General features: G+C 55.2%; 18 protein-coding genes. 6 read left to right on the top strand and 12 right to left on the bottom strand.

The genetic code is table 11. The annotated features are described in order from the left end of the window. Window positions 1–57: 57 nt before the first annotated feature. On the top strand, window positions 58–351 hold the full coding sequence (locus CMO10_RS11935) for an ElaB/YgaM/YqjD family protein (RefSeq protein ID WP_044826869.1): 294 nt from the start codon (window positions 58–60) through the stop codon (window positions 349–351). Further along, window positions 348–839: a hypothetical protein gene (locus CMO10_RS11940; RefSeq protein WP_297022353.1), complete on the top strand. Its 492-nt coding sequence runs from the start codon at window positions 348–350 to the stop codon at window positions 837–839. The genes CMO10_RS11935 and CMO10_RS11940 overlap by 4 nt, the downstream gene beginning before the upstream one ends. Before the next feature lie 41 nt (window positions 840–880). Here the strand turns inward: CMO10_RS11940 and hpt are convergent, their stop codons facing one another. Both hpt and CMO10_RS11950 read right to left on the bottom strand, forming a co-directional pair. After that, window positions 881–1,417 carry a hypoxanthine phosphoribosyltransferase gene (gene hpt, locus CMO10_RS11945; protein WP_008891923.1) on the bottom strand — a complete coding sequence of 179 codons (537 nt, stop codon included), beginning with the start codon at window positions 1,415–1,417 and terminating at the stop codon, window positions 881–883. A 221-nt stretch (window positions 1,418–1,638) separates the two neighbouring features. Further along, window positions 1,639–2,364 carry a glutathione S-transferase gene (locus CMO10_RS11950; RefSeq protein WP_297022355.1) on the bottom strand — a complete coding sequence of 242 codons (726 nt, stop codon included), beginning with the start codon at window positions 2,362–2,364 and terminating at the stop codon, window positions 1,639–1,641. A 296-nt stretch (window positions 2,365–2,660) separates the two neighbouring features. On the opposite strand from CMO10_RS11950, the gene CMO10_RS11955 reads away from it, so the two are divergent. Further along, on the top strand, window positions 2,661–2,879 hold the full coding sequence (locus CMO10_RS11955) for a DUF3126 family protein (protein ID WP_044826867.1): 219 nt from the start codon (window positions 2,661–2,663) through the stop codon (window positions 2,877–2,879). Between the two features lie 78 nt (window positions 2,880–2,957). On the opposite strand, the gene CMO10_RS11960 is transcribed toward CMO10_RS11955, so the two are convergent. Further along, window positions 2,958–3,188, bottom strand: a complete 231-nt coding sequence (locus tag CMO10_RS11960) for an MTH895/ArsE family thioredoxin-like protein (RefSeq protein ID WP_297022358.1) — start codon at window positions 3,186–3,188, stop codon at window positions 2,958–2,960. A gap of 16 nt (window positions 3,189–3,204) precedes the next feature. Then, window positions 3,205–4,533, bottom strand: coding sequence for a permease (locus CMO10_RS11965; RefSeq protein WP_297022360.1), 1,329 nt, complete (start codon window positions 4,531–4,533; stop codon window positions 3,205–3,207). Window positions 4,534–4,938: 405 nt separating this feature from the next. Between CMO10_RS11965 and fdhA the strand changes: the two genes are divergently transcribed. Beyond that, the gene (gene fdhA, locus CMO10_RS11970) at window positions 4,939–6,135 is read left to right on the top strand and encodes a formaldehyde dehydrogenase, glutathione-independent (RefSeq protein ID WP_297022362.1); all 1,197 of its coding nucleotides are present in this window, start codon (window positions 4,939–4,941) and stop codon (window positions 6,133–6,135) included. Between the two features lie 86 nt (window positions 6,136–6,221). Here the strand turns inward: fdhA and CMO10_RS11975 are convergent, their stop codons facing one another. From CMO10_RS11975 to CMO10_RS11985, 3 genes are read right to left on the bottom strand one after another with little or no spacing between them, the layout of a single operon-like run. Further along, entirely contained in the window at window positions 6,222–7,013 is a 792-nt protein-coding gene (locus CMO10_RS11975; RefSeq protein ID WP_297022366.1) for a siderophore-interacting protein, read from the bottom strand. Further along, window positions 7,010–7,519: a MarR family winged helix-turn-helix transcriptional regulator gene (locus tag CMO10_RS11980; RefSeq protein ID WP_297022368.1), complete on the bottom strand. Its 510-nt coding sequence runs from the start codon at window positions 7,517–7,519 to the stop codon at window positions 7,010–7,012. The genes CMO10_RS11975 and CMO10_RS11980 overlap by 4 nt, the downstream gene beginning before the upstream one ends. A 16-nt stretch (window positions 7,520–7,535) precedes the next feature. Then, complete coding sequence (locus CMO10_RS11985; protein WP_297022370.1) at window positions 7,536–8,957, bottom strand: MFS transporter; 1,422 nt, start codon at window positions 8,955–8,957, stop codon at window positions 7,536–7,538. Window positions 8,958–9,197: 240 nt separating this feature from the next. Here CMO10_RS11985 and CMO10_RS11990 point away from each other — a divergent pair, with 240 nt between their 5' ends. Beyond that, complete coding sequence (locus tag CMO10_RS11990; RefSeq protein ID WP_297022372.1) at window positions 9,198–9,389, top strand: hypothetical protein; 192 nt, start codon at window positions 9,198–9,200, stop codon at window positions 9,387–9,389. 28 nt (window positions 9,390–9,417) lie between these two features. On the opposite strand, the gene CMO10_RS11995 is transcribed toward CMO10_RS11990, so the two are convergent. The 3 genes from CMO10_RS11995 to CMO10_RS12005 all read right to left on the bottom strand — a co-directional run bounded on the left by CMO10_RS11995 (window position 9,418) and on the right by CMO10_RS12005 (window position 13,211). Further along, window positions 9,418–10,089, bottom strand: coding sequence for a class I SAM-dependent DNA methyltransferase (locus CMO10_RS11995; protein ID WP_297022375.1), 672 nt, complete (start codon window positions 10,087–10,089; stop codon window positions 9,418–9,420). 160 nt (window positions 10,090–10,249) lie between these two features. Continuing rightward, complete coding sequence (locus CMO10_RS12000; protein WP_297022377.1) at window positions 10,250–11,800, bottom strand: hypothetical protein; 1,551 nt, start codon at window positions 11,798–11,800, stop codon at window positions 10,250–10,252. Window positions 11,801–12,002: 202 nt separating this feature from the next. Beyond that, on the bottom strand, window positions 12,003–13,211 hold the full coding sequence (locus tag CMO10_RS12005) for a TIGR03862 family flavoprotein (RefSeq protein WP_297022379.1): 1,209 nt from the start codon (window positions 13,209–13,211) through the stop codon (window positions 12,003–12,005). Window positions 13,212–13,378: 167 nt separating this feature from the next. Between CMO10_RS12005 and CMO10_RS12010 the strand changes: the two genes are divergently transcribed. Continuing rightward, the gene (locus CMO10_RS12010) at window positions 13,379–13,870 is read left to right on the top strand and encodes a GNAT family N-acetyltransferase (protein WP_297022381.1); all 492 of its coding nucleotides are present in this window, start codon (window positions 13,379–13,381) and stop codon (window positions 13,868–13,870) included. On the opposite strand, the gene CMO10_RS12015 is transcribed toward CMO10_RS12010, so the two are convergent. Together CMO10_RS12015 and CMO10_RS12020 are read right to left on the bottom strand one after the other, a co-directional pair. Further along, a complete protein-coding gene (locus CMO10_RS12015) occupies window positions 13,867–14,811 on the bottom strand; it encodes a helix-turn-helix domain-containing protein (RefSeq protein WP_297022386.1) in 945 nt (314 codons plus the stop codon). The two genes, CMO10_RS12010 and CMO10_RS12015, sit on opposite strands and share 4 nt — an antisense overlap. A 125-nt stretch (window positions 14,812–14,936) precedes the next feature. Next, on the bottom strand, window positions 14,937–15,296 hold a 360-nt coding region (locus tag CMO10_RS12020), incomplete at its 5' end, for a TRAP transporter large permease subunit (RefSeq protein WP_297022389.1).

The raw sequence follows: 15,296 nt of genomic DNA on the forward strand, positions 1-15,296 counted from the left end.
TGGCCATGTCGGCACGTTTCCTGTGTGTTGCTGTTTTCAAGACAATAGGAGAAAACCATGGCGACCAAGACCGAGACGACTGCTGATACTGCAAAACTTCAGGCTGATGTCGATGCGCTTCGCAGCGATCTGGCCGAAATCACCAAAACCCTGAAAACCATGGGTGGTGAAGCAGCGCAGACCAGAACCCAGGCTGCGGCAGAACGCATTCGCGAAGTATCCGGTCAGGCGCGCGAGCAGATTGACCATGCACGCGGTGTGGCCGTGGATCAGGTTCGCGAGAACCCGCTGGCATCTGTTGCCGTGACCTTTGGTGTCGGCCTGCTTGTTGGCCGTCTGCTGCAGAAATGATCGACCAGCTGACAGATATACTTGCCGATCAGGCAAAGGCCGCCGCCCGTAAGGGCGCGGCTTTTGCTGCGATCGCGATCGTGATGTTGATCGGGGCGGGTTTCCTGTTGGCAGCGATCTATATGGCGCTTGCTGCGTCCTTCGGGCCGATTGCGGCTGCAATGGCCATTGGCGGCACGATGGTGACGCTTGGGCTAGTGGCCCTTGCCATCATGCTGCAACGTGATCCGGGCGATGCGGTCGATCAAATGAGCGCCGAAGAACAAGCAGCCGAGGCTCGCAAGTCAGAAGATGACATGCTGTTTGATCTTCTGGTGCATTCGGCCATGACCGGCTATGCGACCGGGCAGGGTAACAAGCCGCGCATGCAATCTGGCTTTGATCAAATGATTACCGATCTGGGTGCGCTTGGCGTGTTCGATCCGCCAAAAGGGCGGATGGAAAGCAAGCAGCCAGAGCATGATCAAGAAACAAAAATGGCGGGATAGCAAAAGCTTCCCGCCATTTTTCTGTTCTGCTTTCGGCCGGCTTATTCGCCGTGGAAATGCACCGTGCCGATAAAGGGCAGGTTGCGATTGTTCTGGGCATAGTCGATGCCATAGCCGACAACGAATTCATCGGGAATATCAAAGCCACAGAAATCAATCGGGATTTCAACTTCGCGGCGCGACGGCTTGTTCAAAAGCGTGCAGATTTCCAAACGGTTCGGATCGCGGGTTTTCAGAAGACGGACCACTTCCGAAAGCGTATAGCCGGTATCAATGATGTCTTCGACCAGCACGACGTCCTTGCCACGGATCTGACCATCAAGGTCCTTGACGATGCGCACATTGCGCGAACTTTCCGTGGAATCGCCATAGCTTGACGCAACCATGAAATCGACCTCGACCGGAACGGTCAGTTTGCGCACCAGATCGGCGATGAAAACAAAGGACCCACGCAAAAGGCCGACAACAATCAGCTTTTCAGTGTCCTTGAAGCTTTCATTGATCTCGGCGGCAAGCGCATCGATTTTGGTGGCAATTTCGTCCGCCGTGATCAGCGGCTTGACATCATAGTCGGCCATAAATTCCGGTCCTGAAGCGTTATGGGGTGGTGTCTCGCTTGCTAGCATAAGCAGGTCGCAATGACCAGCCTTTGAATACTTACAGAAGTATAAACCCGTAGGTCCGGGTACCCGAAATCGCGCCGCCCGCGAAGCCGACTGGCGCGATTGCACGCAAAAGTGTTTTTGCGGCTCACAGATAATAAGCGGAGCTGTCGTTTAAAGACCTGATCGAAGGAAATTTACGCTGCCTTGAAAATCACCGGTGTGTCGCCTTCGTGCCATTGATCATATTTGGTCATGGCCTGCTCGAAGAAGGTCGATGCCAGGAAGTCATCCAGCCAGCGTTGCAAATGCACGAACGGCATGGCGTCAAAGGCTTCCTTGTCAGTATTGGCAAACTGGCGAATGAACGGTGCGATGGCGAAATCGGCCAGGGCCGGGCGCGACCCGAACAGGTATTTGCCAACCGCAAGCCGTCCATCAAGGCGGTTCAGGATCTTTTCCGCATCCCGACGATGTTCGTCCGGATCGGCGTCCTCGTAGCGATTGAAATACTTGTAGCGATCAAGGTGATGCTTGAACGGTCCGTCGTTCTGGGCAATCAGGGCCAGCATATCGTCAAGCGTCCCGCTTTCCGGTGTCAGCCATTCAAGCGGGTCATTTTCCGCAAGTGCCCAGACCATGATTTCAAGACTTTCATCAATCACCGAACCATCAGGCAGGATCAGAACCGGCACGGTGGCCTTTGGCGATGCCTCGATCATGCTTTGCGGCTTGTCGCGCAGGACAACTTCACGCAGTTCTACATCTATGCCAGCCGCCAGCAGCGCAATACGGGCGCGCATGGCATAGGGGCAACGACGAAAACTGTAAAGAACCGGGCGGGATTGCGAAGCCGCGTCTGTTGTGACCTTCGCAGGCGGAAGGTCGGCAGTTTTTGCGGTTTGTGATGCGCTCTTGGTCATAAGATCAGTCTCGGACATATATTCGGCTTAAACGGTGGATGCGGGCAATGCAATAGACAATCTCGGGACAACTGGGTTGCACAGACATCCCGGCCATTGACGGGTTGTGCGTAAAAATTGGCAGGTTTTACGACTTTTTTGGCGGGTTGGGCTTGATTTCACTGCCCGGTTTGTGGAAGGACAGTGCACCAGATTTAACAAAAGGACACAGGAAAGAGGGCAGACGCAAAAGCGTGCATGCGATATCCTGTGATCCTGAAGATAACAGCCGTTGGAAAGAACAAGGGGCAAGTCCTATGACACCGACAGAGATCGCACGCGTCGAAGATTACCTGCGTCGTACATTCGACAATCCGAAAATCGCCGTTGATGTACCCAAGAAAAAGCATCTTCCGGTTGAAATGCGCGTTGGCGACGAGTTCGTCGGTGTCGTGCACCGCGACGAGGATGAAGGCGAAGTCAGCTACTCGCTGAACCTTGTCATTCTCGAAGAAGATCTGCCGCCGGCAAAGTGATTTGCGATCTGTGATCTGATCTCAACGGATCGAATTTGAAACGCCCCGTGCCTGAACTGGCCGGGGCGTTTTTTGATTTCAAGACAGCATCTGGCGGATTTCGTCAGGGGTGGCGACCTTGCCTTCGACCAGAATGTCGTCATCGGCCATCAGGGCCGGAGTGCGCATGATGCCGGCATCAATGATCTGGTTCATGTCGGTGACTTTTTCGATCTCGTAATCAAGATCAAGCGCCTGTGCCGCGGCTTCGGCGTTTTTCGCCAGCGTCTGGCATTTTGCGCAACCGCTGCCATAAATGCTGAGTTTCATTTTTGATCTCCTGTGATCAGAATGATTGAATATTGCCATAGATAAAGCCCGAAAGCGTCGCCATCACGACGACCAGCGCGCAGTAGACCAGTGTTTTCTGTGTGCCAATGACGGTGCGAATGACCAGCATGTTGGGCAGCGACAATGCTGGGCCAGCCAGAAGCAATGCCAGTGCCGGACCCTTGCCCATGCCTGCCCCCATCAGGGCTTCGACAATCGGGATTTCGGTCAAGGTCGAGAAATACATGAAGGCACCAAGGACAGATGCCAGCGCGGTCGAGGTCAGGGAATTATCGCCAACTGCCGCCTGCACCCATTCATTCGGGATCAGGCCTTCGTGCCCCGGACGGCCCAACAACAATCCGGCGATGAAAACCCCCATTACCAGAAGTGGCAAAATCTGCTTGGTGAAATCCCAGCTTTGATCAACCCATTCGCGGTCCTGATCACGCGTAAGCGCAATCATCATCAACCCGACCACGCCAAGGGCAAAACCCAGTTGCGGATATTGCGGAAAGATCACGACTGCCACAATCACAACCACAGCTAACCCCGCGACCTGTTTGACCGGCCAGTTCCATTGCCAAATCAGAAGCCCGGCAAAACCCGCTGCCAAAAGGGCGGTCAGCACCCATTTGACATCAAAAACCGCCATCCAGACCGGGCTTCCCGGAACGGACGCCCAGTTGGCAAAGACCAGAATGCCAACCATCAGGCCAAAGAAGGCAATGGTAATCGAAAGCGGTTTGCCATCGTCGTCTGCACCAAAGCCGCGCTTTGATTTCTGTGCGCGTTCGCCTTCTTCGCGGCGATAGATCAGATGCATGATCAGGCCGATGACAATGGCAAAGAGAATCGCACCTATCCCACGCGCAAGGCCGATCTCGGCCCCCAGGACCTTTGACGTGACAACAATCGCCATGACATTGATGGCAGGCCCGGAATACAGAAACGCAATCGCTGGACCAAGTCCAGCACCGCGTTTGTAAATCCCGCCAAACAGCGGCAATACCGTGCAGGAACACACCGCAAGCAACGTGCCCGAAATGGATGCCACGCCAAGGGCAACCGGGCGCGATGCATCCGGGCCAAGATAACGCATTACCGAGCCCTGACTGATATAAACCGCCATGGCGCCAGCAATCACAAAGGCCGGAAGCAGGCACAAAATGACATGTTCGCGGGCATACCAGTTGGTCAGATAGACCGCCTCAAGCACGGCATTATCAACACGCCCCGTACCGGCCGGAATGAAATAGATCGCCAGAAACCCAAGGGCCATGGCGGCAAACAGCCGTCCTTCACGCGGGTTTTCCCGATAAAGTGCGATCAGGCGATGAAACATCCAATGGCCTCCATATGACCAGGGCGAGAAGTCCTGTTTGTAATCTATCCAGATTGGTCGGTGTTTACCTTGATACATCGCAACGTTGTGCACTGCCGCGACGCGGGGACAGAGGTGCAGCCATTTTGAGGAATGCTTGGATGGTGTGAGTTGGCTCTAAGAAACATTCGAAAGGCCGATTTCGATCAATCGTCGCAAATCTTCTGAGCACAAGAGGAAGTTTAGGGGACGGCCTGCTGTTCGTTTGACAGTGCTGTTTGCGCGATCCTACCGTTTTGATTGCACTGCGGACGTTCAAAAACGCGCGGTGGTCTCGGTTCGGGAAGGGTCAGGCTACAAGAACTCAAACTACCCGGACATCAACAACAATCCTGACAATCCATATCAGGGAAGAGGAAACAGAATATGAGCAGTCCATCAAATCGTGGCGTTGTATTCAAAGGTCCGGGAAAAGTCGCAATTGAAAACATCGCGTTTCCGGAATTGGCGCTGGGCAAGCGCAAATGTGACCATGGCGTCATCCTGAAAGTTATCACCACCAATATCTGTGGTAGTGACCAGCACATGGTGCGTGGCCGTACGACGGCGCCCGAGGGCTTGGTTCTTGGCCATGAAATCACCGGCGTGATCGTCGAGGCCGGCCGTGATGTCGAATTCCTTAAAGTCGGTGACGTTTGTTCTGTGCCGTTCAATATTGCCTGCGGTCGTTGCCGCAACTGCAAATCCGGCCTGACCGGCATTTGCCTGAACGTAAACCCGGCGCGTCCGGGTGCGGCCTACGGCTATGTCGATATGGGCGGCTGGGTCGGCGGGCAGGCCGAATATGTCATGGTGCCTTATGCCGACTTCAACCTTTTGAAATTCCCGAATGCCGATCAGGCGATGGAAAAAATCCGTGATTTAACACTGCTTTCTGACATCTTCCCGACCGGCTTCCATGGCTGTGTTACCGCCGGTGTCGGTCCGGGCAGTACGGTCTATATCGCCGGTGCCGGTCCGGTTGGCCTGGCGGCAGCAGCATCCGCACACCTTCTGGGGGCGGCCTGCGTGATTGTCGGTGACATGATTGATGATCGCCTTGCACAGGCGCGCAGCTTTGGTTGCGAGACCATCGATCTTAAAAAAGACATGCCGATGGAAGATCAGCTTGAAGCGATCCTTGGCGAACGCGAAGTCGATTGCTTTGTCGATTGCGTCGGCTTTGAAGCGCATGGTTGCGGCTGCAACCACAGCCACGAAGCCCCGGCAACGGTACTGAACTCGGCCATGCAGGTCACCCGTGCGGGTGGCTCGATCGGTATTCCGGGCTTGTATGTGACCGAGGATCCGGGGGCCGTTGACGATGCGGCCAAGGTCGGCGCGCTTAGCATGCGCTTTGGTCTGGGCTGGGCGAAATCCCATTCCTTCCATACCGGTCAGTGCCCGGTGATGAAATATCACCGCAACCTGATGCAGGCGATCCTGTTTGAAAAGATCGACATCGCCAAGGCGGTCAATGTTCAGATGATCAATCTGGATCAGGCCCCGCAGGGCTATGCCGACTTTGACGGCGGTGCGGCGAAGAAATTCGTCATCGACCCGCATGGCAGTGTCGCTGCCTGATTGCGCAAGTCTCCCTCAGACTGAAAAAGTTCGGGCCCCGTCATGTGGGGCCCGAATTGTTTGTGGGGTGTGCTGCTCTGTGCGGATCAGGCTGCCGTTTTGGCATCCTCGGACTTGATGACCTTGTGGTTGTCTTCATTCATGCCAAGCTTCCAGTAGCTTGAGATATAAAGATCATCCTTGCCAAGGCCGCGTTCCTCGCGGAAGTAGCTGCGCAACGCACGCATGGAAGTGAATTCGCACGCGGCCCAGACCGAAAGCCGGCCATTATCCTGCCAGGGCAGGCGTTTGACGACGTCGCTCAGAACGGTGTTCTGTTCGCCCGGGCGCGGATTGATCACCCATTCAATCGTGACATTGTCGGGCTTTTTCAATTCCTGCATGTCGGCCTCAGACCGGACTTCGATCACGGCATAGCCGCGCGCATGATCGGGCAGGGTTTCGAGATTAACCGATACGGCCGGCAGGGCCGTCATATCACCGACAATCAGGAACCAGTCAGCACTCGGATCGACCAGTTTCTTGGGGCCGGGGCCACCGATGGTGATCACATCGCCGGGCTTGCAATTCACCGCCCAGTTCGATGCCGGGCCGCCATGATCGTGGTCGTTACCGTCATCGCTATCGCCATGCATGACGAAATCGATATCGATCTCGCGGCCCTGATCGGTCATGCGGTCATAACGCACGGTATAGGTCCGGCGCAAAACGCGGTCCTTTTCATCGCCTTCAATCGGGAAGATCAGTTTGACATAGGCGCTTTCCTGATCTTCGGGGAAGTCCTTCATGCCGTCACCGCCAAGGGTAACGCGCAGCATATTGGGGGTGACATACCCCTTTCTGATCACGGTCAGATCGCGTGGGGAAGGCTTGCTCATTTCTTCACTCCTTGGTCCTCGGGGTCGTTGCCCGCGAAGTCCAGTTTCTTGCATTTGTGGGTTTCCAGATTGTCGGACATCAGATTGGCAATCTCGACAAAATCATGGATCTGCTGTGGCGTAAGGCCGCTGGTCATGCGTGATCTGACTTCTTGTTCAACAGCGCGGAAATCTTCCATTCGCGCACTGCCTGCGGCCGTCAAATGCAGGGTTTGGCTACGTCGATCTTCCGGGTGCGGGCGGCGTTCAATCAGCCCGTCATTTTCAAGGTCTTTTAAAAGCCGTGTAATCCGGCCTTTGTCCTGACCGGATTTTTCCGCCATTTGCTGGGCTGTGATGCCCGGAATGCGCACAATCCATTTCATCACCCGCTTGTGCGAAATCGGCATGGGCATATCGGCTGCCTGCATCGCATGCATCAGTCTGCGTTTATAGGCATGCACCAGCCGATGCAGCGTTTCGCCCGGGACGTGTGCTAGGTCGGGTGCCTGATCTTTTTCGATCATATTCTGTCTCTCACTCTCACACGCCAGCCGGGCTGGCAATCAATCCGGTGCGAAGGGCATGGCGGCGTCCTTCGCAAATGATGGCAGACACAACCGCCGAACCGCTTGCCACCATCATGATGGTCGCAAGGTCAAAGCCAGCCCCCGTGCCAATCAGGATGGCGGCAAAGGCCGCCCCGACCGACTGACCGGTCAAGCGCGCGGTGGACAAAAGCCCGCTGGCACCGCCGGACCGTTCGCGCGGCGCACTGGTCAGCATCAGGCGGTTATTGGGCGCCTGAAACAGCCCAAATCCGGCCCCGCAAAGTGCCAGAGCAGCAACGATCGGCACCAACCCACCGGCATCAGCCGCAAGTGTTGTGCCGTAAAGCCCGATGGCAAACACGCCCATGCCAATTCCGGTCAGACGGATCGGCGAGAATTTGTCGGCCAACCGCCCGGCAATCGGGGCAATGATCGCGGTGGCCACCGGCCATGGCGTCATTAAAAGGCCGGTTATGGTCGCACTATGTCCCAACACATCGTGGAAATAGAACGGCAGGGTGACGAACGCAATCATCTGCGCACAAAAACCGGTCACCGAAGACCCGATAGAGCAGGCAAAGACCGGAATTTTCAAAAGATCCAGCGGCAGCATCGGGCGCGAACGCGACAATTGGCGACGCACCAGAAAGACACCGGCAATAAACGAGATGGCAAATTGTGCCCCGATCAGGATCGGGTTGCCCTCAATACCCATATTGCCAAGGGCCGCAACCAGCCCGCCAAAGGTCAGGACGTTTAAAAACGCACTGATAAAATCAAAGCGCACCCGGCTCGGCGCATTGAATGGCAGGCTGAAATAGCCAATCGCAATCGCCAGAGCCGACATCGGCAGATTGATCAAAAACAGCCAGTGCCAGCTGGCAACTGCCATGATCGCCGATGCAATGGTTGGCCCGGCGGCGGCCGAAACCGATACCGTCATCGCGATCCAGCCAATCGCCTGTCCCAGTTTCGCATGCGGGAAAACATGGCGCATGATGGCGGCATTGATGCTCATGATCGCCGCCGCCCCCAAACCCTGCAAAACGCGTGCAGCAGTCAGAAGCTCAATGCTTGGTGATGTCGCACAAAGGGCGGATGCTATCCCGAACAGGGCAACACCCGTCAGATAAACCTTGCGAAATCCGATGGCCTCGCCAAGGGCGGAAAATGGTAGAAGGGCCACCACGATGGCCAACTGATAGGCGGTAATCACCCAGATCGCGTGTGCCGGTGTTGCGCCCTGATCATGGGCGATGGCGGGCAGGGCGACATTCATGATCGTCCCGTCAAGCACCGCCATCATGATCGTAATCAAAAGTGCGAGTGCGGCATAAATGCGCCGCGGCCCGGGCAATCCATCGGGATGCACTTCAGGTGATATCTTAAGACGACGGATATGAGGGATCGGCATGGGGCAGTCTCTTTTCGTTCGGTGCGCGAGGAGGCCTTGGGTCGGCAAGGCATTTCGCTTGGTATCGCGTCGGCAAAGCGTGGGGCGCTTATGGGGCGTCGACGCAATCTCTATTTGGTTGACTTAATCAACTACATGAAAATGGTTGATAGTGTCAACTATAATCTGACCTGCTCTTACGGGCAGTATTCCTGCCGGTCGATGGTGGTATCATCGTGAATGGAACAGGGAGGAACGCATATGAAATCAATCATGACGCTCGCGATTGCCGCGCAACTCGCATTCGGTTTGGTGGTCGTTCCGGATCACGCAAACGCGCAGCCGGGACTTGTCGATCAAACGGTTGAACATGGTGGCGGGTGCCGCAAAAGCTCCCCACCCGGTCAGTGCTGCCATATGGATCGCAAAAAGGGCACGGTGCACTGTCACTAGGCGGCGGCTTAGTGCTCTGATCGCAGGCTTATTTCACCCGATACACATCATAGAAAATGTGTTTCTTGTCGGCGAAATCTTCGTGATTGGGCAGGTAGGGCATTGGCTCGGAATGGGAAATAAGCTCCCATTTCTTGGCCTTGGTGGTGGCGTGGATCGCCTTGGTGAAGGCATCGTCATACAGATCGCTGCGCTGGGTAAAGCAGACAATCCCGCCGCGTTTCACCACCCGGCAGAACTCGGAAAACAGCTGCTTGATTTCACGCACATAGGTCAGTGTGCCAATGCACTGGACCGCCGCAAAGCCATTATCGCCAAAGGCCAGCGTTTTGTTCATGTCGCGCTTTTTAAGGTGGCGATAAACGTCCTTGGCTTCGGCCGCCTGTAAGGATTCCAGCGACAGATCAATGCCGGTAATGTCGCTATATCCAGCCGTGGCAAGCTCAAGCCCGGTCAACCCGGTGCCACATCCGGCATCCAAAATCGGCGCATCAAACGGCACCCCTTGTTCAACCATGATGGATGCTGCCCGCTTGGGCGCTTCATAACCCATCCTGGGCAAGTCCGCATCATAGCTGCCGGCCCAATTGTCGTAATAGGCGGCAAGGGCGTCCGGCCCGGCATCGGTCATACGAGTCAGATCAGATGCGCTGTCAGAATATCCGGCGCTGCTGGAATTGCCATCACTGGCACCCGTCATGGCTCACCTCGCTGTTTTTATTCTTGGATTTTTTAAATCTTGAAGGAGGCTATTAAGGCACAGTCCATGCTGCATTGCAAATGCGGCCAAAGCAAAACACCCCTACTGATAGCTCAGCAGGGGTGTTTGTGTCGAACAGCAGGTTAAGCGGATTGCTGCGTTATTGCTGCAAGCACTGCGGATGGCCGCAGGCGCTCTGGCAGTTTTGTGTGACGCGGTCCTGATCGGTCTTGTTGCATGAAAACGTCTTTGCGAAATCAAGTGCGGCAACCCGGCAGGCTTCGGTGCGATAGGGGATGGTGATATCACTGGTGACACCTGTGTCCGGGCAGGTAATGGTTGTTTCGAACTCGTTGAGTTTTTCGCCTGCCGCGGTGCTAGTTCCGCCAGTGCTGCCGCCTGTCCCAGCCGAAGACTGCGTATTTGCCAATCGGGCGTTATAGGCACCTTGCAGACTTTGCATGTTGGTACCACCCGTATCACCAAGCACATCGGCCGCGAACGCCCCGCCAATTTCAGCCATGGAGGTCGTGTCAATGTCCGCCGACCCGATGGCAACGGCACCAGCGGTCAGGGCGATCACCTGACCAAAATCGAAATCGCTGGCAAAATCGTCTACCCGATAGCCGTCCTCGTAATTCGCCACGACGTCGTTTTCGCCAAAAATACCGTGAACGTTCAGTTTGAATGGGCCTTGGCGATCACCATCAATATAGTTCCCGACGTAATAGGTGTGCATGCTATTGCCGTAGTCGGTGGTCGCATTGTAACCGATTCCGTTTAGAGAGCCGTCTGTCCATAGGCCAACGGTCATACTATAGATCGTATTGCTCCAAGCACCCCAGCCGTTAAGCGTGTCATCGCGATAAAAGCCGAGCCAGACATGCATGACTTTTCCGCCATCGTAATCGCGCTTTATTTGTCTTAGACCAAAACCATTCAGGTCGTCTTGTTTGTATTGTCCGACCTCACTGACGTGCAGCTGGTTGGTATATCCCCAGATATTCGTGGCGAAGCCATCAAACTGACCGCGATCATTGAAGTCACCATAAAGGTGCCATTGATAACCGTTTTTGTTGGTTCGTGTGCTGAGCAAGCGGGCAGTGTAGGTTTCACCCGGGATGCCCCCGATCTGTGTTACCCATCGACCATCTTCACGCTGCATGGTGAAAAGACCGTCAATCATCACCCCACGATCAAACTCCCCGACAAAACGGGCGTTTGACTGATCTGCGCGCAGTTCGCCAATGCCATGAGCCAGCCCGTCTTCACAGCTTCCCCTGACAAACTCCCAGTCAAAGGACGTTGGTTCATCGTCGGTGTTAAAAAAGTAGGCGTCCTTGTTGACGACCTCACAGCCTGTTTCGCTACCAATTACTGGATATGTATTGGCGACCGCAGTCTCAAACTCGATCCGGGTGAGTTCCATGTCGGCGAGGAGCTCAGCATGGCTGTAACTGTCTTTGAAGTTATCAAGGATCGCTTTATTGCGCGGGTCAAAGTTTGTCCGAAATTCAGGACCAACCAACCGTTCAGCGAGAACAATCTTGCGCATACGCAGTTCAAGATCTTTGACGTGCGGCGCTTCGATATATGGATTGCTGCCATACAGATTGAGATTTTCGACGAATTCCTGTCGTTCTGTTGCACAACCGGACAATAGTCCCAGACCAACGAGCGCAAGACCCGTTCGCAAAATCGCTTTTTTCATGATGGTTCCCCAACCGTTTTATACCCGAATATCAGCACTACCCTTCGTTACCTTGTTGTAGTCCAAGGTCTTTTTGCGGCGCACACTTGGTAAAGCTAAAACCTAACCGAATGTATGGTCAATTAGATTTAACGATTTTCGACTTTGGGTGGTATCAGAGCGAAAATAGTCTGTCGGATAACGCAACCTGGGGTGTTTTTTTTTAAGCAAGACAAGCGCTTAAAAGATACCCCCCAGTGGGTGCTTCCCAATCAAGCATTTCGCCGAGACAGTAGGTGCCGGGGCGTTTGATAAGCTGGAAGTTCTCATCGAGTTCTTCCCAAGCGACACCACCTGCGGTGCTGATGGCTTCGTCGAGTGGGCGGGGTTTTTTGATTTGAAGGGGCAGGGTCTTGATGGCGGAGGCGAGTGCGGTTGGGTCGTTCAGGGTTTCGCGTGGGGTGACTTCGAAAACGAGGGCTGCTTTGGTGGCATCAAGGCCGAGGGTTTTGCGCAGATGGTTGCCGAGCGAGTTTTTGCCGCGTGGCTTGGCTAGGCGCTTGGTAACGTCATCAAGGGTGCGGTCGGGGCAGAGGTCGAGCGTGAGCGTGCCAACACCGGTTTCAAGCCATTGATCGCGGAGCGTTGCCGAGATGGCATAGACTGCACTGCCTTCGATGCCTGTTTTTGAAATCACGAACTCGCCGCGCACTGTTTGATCGCCGCAGGTCAGTGTCACGGCCTTGACCGGTGACCCGGCGCATTTGTCAATCAGATGATCGGTCCAATCAATGTCAAAGCCGCAATTGGCCGGTTTTAACGGGTTGCACTTGATCCCGGCATTGCGCAGGATTTCCATCCATTTGCCGTCTGATCCCAAGCGTTTCCAGCTACCGCCGCCGAGCGCCAGAATGGTGATGTCGGCGGTTGCGGTGATCTCGCCATCCGGCGTTTTGAAAACGGCCTGATCATCGGCGTTCCAGCAGGTCCAGTAATGGCGGTAATGGATGGTGCAGCCGAGTTCATCAAGCCGCCTAAGCCAAGCGCGCAAAAGCGGGCTTGCCTTCATCGCGGTCGGGAAGACCCGGCCGGACGAGCCGACAAAGGTTTCAACCCCCAGTCCTGCGCACCATTCGCGGATCTGATTGGGCCCAAATTTGCGCAAATGCGGTTCAAGACGGGCGCGCGATGTGCCATAGCGCGAAAGAAAGGTTTCAAGGTCTTCGCTGTGCGTGATGTTAAGCCCCGATTTCCCGGCCATCAGGAACTTGCGCCCCGCACTTGGCATGCCCTCATAGATCGTCACTGCATATCCATCACCCGCCAGCCGTTCCGCCGCCATCAGGCCAGCCGGACCGGCACCGATCACCATGGCGGTTTTGCCGTTCGGGGCAGGGCGGGTTGCCGGAGTGCTATGGGCGTGGTCGGGCATGGGGGCCTTTTGAAATGCGGTACTATCGGCTGGTTTTAGCGGCTTTGGCCGGCAATGGCAATTTGTCCCGCGTGATGCAGGGCGTGTCGTGGTGCTTGACCGAACCAGACGGGCTGTTTACCACTGCCATCTTCTAACGCCACCACCCGCCATTCAGGACAAGACGCATGATTACCGGTACCTGGCAAACGCCAACTGATGAAGAACTGCTGCGCATTCGCGAGATGATGGAAGATGTGCAGTTTTATGATGCGATCGCGCGTGTGCCCGATGAAGCGCTGAGTGCGGCGCTGGCCGGGTCAAAGGACACAGCCCTTTGGGTTTTTCGCATTGATCAGAAGGCGGTGGCCTATGTCTATATGACCGAGATGGCGACGACTTTGCCCAAGGTCGATGAGTTTGGCGTGTTTGAACGCGGGCAGGGCTTTGGCAAGGCCGCATTATCAAGCTTAGCTGCCAAAATTGCGCAAACGCCGGAGTATGAAAAGCTGTGGCTGAACGTTGTTGATGGCAATGACAACGCGCTTAACCTGTATCGCAAGGTCGGGTTTGGCGAGGAGAAGTTCATTGCCAAGGGCTGGAAAACCCGGTCTGGCCGGGTGGTTGATCAGGTGCGCATGTGGCTGACACTTGATACGTTGCGAAGCCCCGCGAACTAGCGATTATCAAGCCGAAACCGGGCCGGGGAAACTCCGGCCTTTTTGGTAAAGAAGCGCGAAAAATATCCGGCATCGCGAAAGCCAAGTTCGTCGGCGATCTGCTGAATGGCGATGTCGGTGTAAATCAGCGTGCGTTTGGCTTCTAGCATCAGGCGGTTTTGCACCACCTCGCTTGCGGTCATGCCATAGATGTCCTTCGCAATACGGTTTAGCTGGGTGGTGGTAACGCCGATTTCTCGGGCATAGAAATCAAGCGACTTGTGCTGCTTGTAAAAGGTTTCGACCAGCGTCTGAAACTTGCGGAATTTCTCGGTCTTTTGTTCTTGGCGTGACAGGCGTGCGGAATGGTCCTGCGGCACGGTGCGCCCGATGCCCAAAAGCAATAGGCCCAAAATATGGCGCAGGGCAAACAGCCGGCCGGTATTGTGGCTGTAGTATTCTGTGACCAGTTGCGATATCAGGAAATCCGCCGGGCCGTTGGTGTCGCCCGATGTTGAACGCGTAGCAACACAGATTGCCTGATCAAGACGGGCGAGGAGTTTCGGCGCGGGGCTCAGGATTTCCTGCAGGTGATAATCGGTCAGCGAGATCACCCAGCCATCAATATCATCACTGAACTTAAAACCATGTACGGTGCCAGGCGGGACGGTAATCAGTTGGCCCGCCTGCATGGTCAGGTGCTGGTCATCAAAGCTGATCTCTGCCTGCCCACGGGTGATATAGAGCAGCTGAAACAGGTTGGTATGGCGGTGCGGTTTGATGTGCAGATCATGCAGGCGCGACCGTTCCGGGATGCTTTCAAGGTGAAAGAATTCCGGCTCTGTAATTGGTTGTGGATCAGATGTGCTGGCAGGGTCCAGATCATAGCCATCGCGTGCACCGGGCTTTGTCGCCGCGTCGCGTTCGCCATAAAGCTTGTAGATCGGGATGTTGTTGCGCATGGATGCTCTGATCTGCGATGGGATATCACGTTGTTATGTCGGGGCAGTTTAGCCGGTTTTGGGTCCGACAAAAAGAAAAGCCCGCCACGATATCGGGCGGGCTTTTGCAAAGCATGTGATCGTCGCTAATTGCCAAGGATGGTTGGCACAAACAGCGTTAATATCGGGGCAAAGATCAGCAACAGAATTCGGATGATCTCGGCGCCAAAGAACGGCATGACACCGCGGAAGGTCTGGGTCATCGGAACGCCCTTGGCAAGGGCATTGATGATGAACACGTTCAAGCCCACAGGTGGCGTGATCAGCCCCAATTCCACGACAATGAGGGCCAGGATCCCAAACCAGATTTTAAGATCCTCGGTCCCCATGCCATAGGCTGCGGTTGCGGCTGTCGCCCAGTCACCACCATTGATGTCAACAAGGGCCGGCCAGAAGAACGGGATCACCACCACGATCATCGACAGGCTTTCCATGAAGCAGCCCAG

It is taken from the genome of Thalassospira sp., from assembly GCF_002709775.1.
Classification (GTDB): domain Bacteria; phylum Pseudomonadota; class Alphaproteobacteria; order Rhodospirillales; family Thalassospiraceae; genus Thalassospira.

Coding starts and splice junctions, on each gene's coding strand:
- fdhA (WP_297022362.1), top strand. CDS start 4,939: ATGAGCAGTCCATCAAATCGTGGCGTTGTATTCAAAGGTCCGGGAAAA.
- CMO10_RS11935 (WP_044826869.1), top strand. CDS start 58: ATGGCGACCAAGACCGAGACGACTGCTGATACTGCAAAACTTCAGGCT.
- CMO10_RS11965 (WP_297022360.1), bottom strand. CDS start 4,533: ATGTTTCATCGCCTGATCGCACTTTATCGGGAAAACCCGCGTGAAGGA.
- CMO10_RS11950 (WP_297022355.1), bottom strand. CDS start 2,364: ATGACCAAGAGCGCATCACAAACCGCAAAAACTGCCGACCTTCCGCCT.
- CMO10_RS12005 (WP_297022379.1), bottom strand. CDS start 13,211: ATGCCCGACCACGCCCATAGCACTCCGGCAACCCGCCCTGCCCCGAAC.
- CMO10_RS11985 (WP_297022370.1), bottom strand. CDS start 8,957: ATGCCGATCCCTCATATCCGTCGTCTTAAGATATCACCTGAAGTGCAT.
- CMO10_RS11975 (WP_297022366.1), bottom strand. CDS start 7,013: ATGAGCAAGCCTTCCCCACGCGATCTGACCGTGATCAGAAAGGGGTAT.
- hpt (WP_008891923.1), bottom strand. CDS start 1,417: ATGGCCGACTATGATGTCAAGCCGCTGATCACGGCGGACGAAATTGCC.
- CMO10_RS11995 (WP_297022375.1), bottom strand. CDS start 10,089: ATGACGGGTGCCAGTGATGGCAATTCCAGCAGCGCCGGATATTCTGAC.
- CMO10_RS11960 (WP_297022358.1), bottom strand. CDS start 3,188: ATGAAACTCAGCATTTATGGCAGCGGTTGCGCAAAATGCCAGACGCTG.
- CMO10_RS12015 (WP_297022386.1), bottom strand. CDS start 14,811: ATGCGCAACAACATCCCGATCTACAAGCTTTATGGCGAACGCGACGCG.
- CMO10_RS12000 (WP_297022377.1), bottom strand. CDS start 11,800: ATGAAAAAAGCGATTTTGCGAACGGGTCTTGCGCTCGTTGGTCTGGGA.
- CMO10_RS11980 (WP_297022368.1), bottom strand. CDS start 7,519: ATGATCGAAAAAGATCAGGCACCCGACCTAGCACACGTCCCGGGCGAA.
- CMO10_RS11990 (WP_297022372.1), top strand. CDS start 9,198: ATGAAATCAATCATGACGCTCGCGATTGCCGCGCAACTCGCATTCGGT.
- CMO10_RS11955 (WP_044826867.1), top strand. CDS start 2,661: ATGACACCGACAGAGATCGCACGCGTCGAAGATTACCTGCGTCGTACA.
- CMO10_RS11940 (WP_297022353.1), top strand. CDS start 348: ATGATCGACCAGCTGACAGATATACTTGCCGATCAGGCAAAGGCCGCC.
- CMO10_RS12010 (WP_297022381.1), top strand. CDS start 13,379: ATGATTACCGGTACCTGGCAAACGCCAACTGATGAAGAACTGCTGCGC.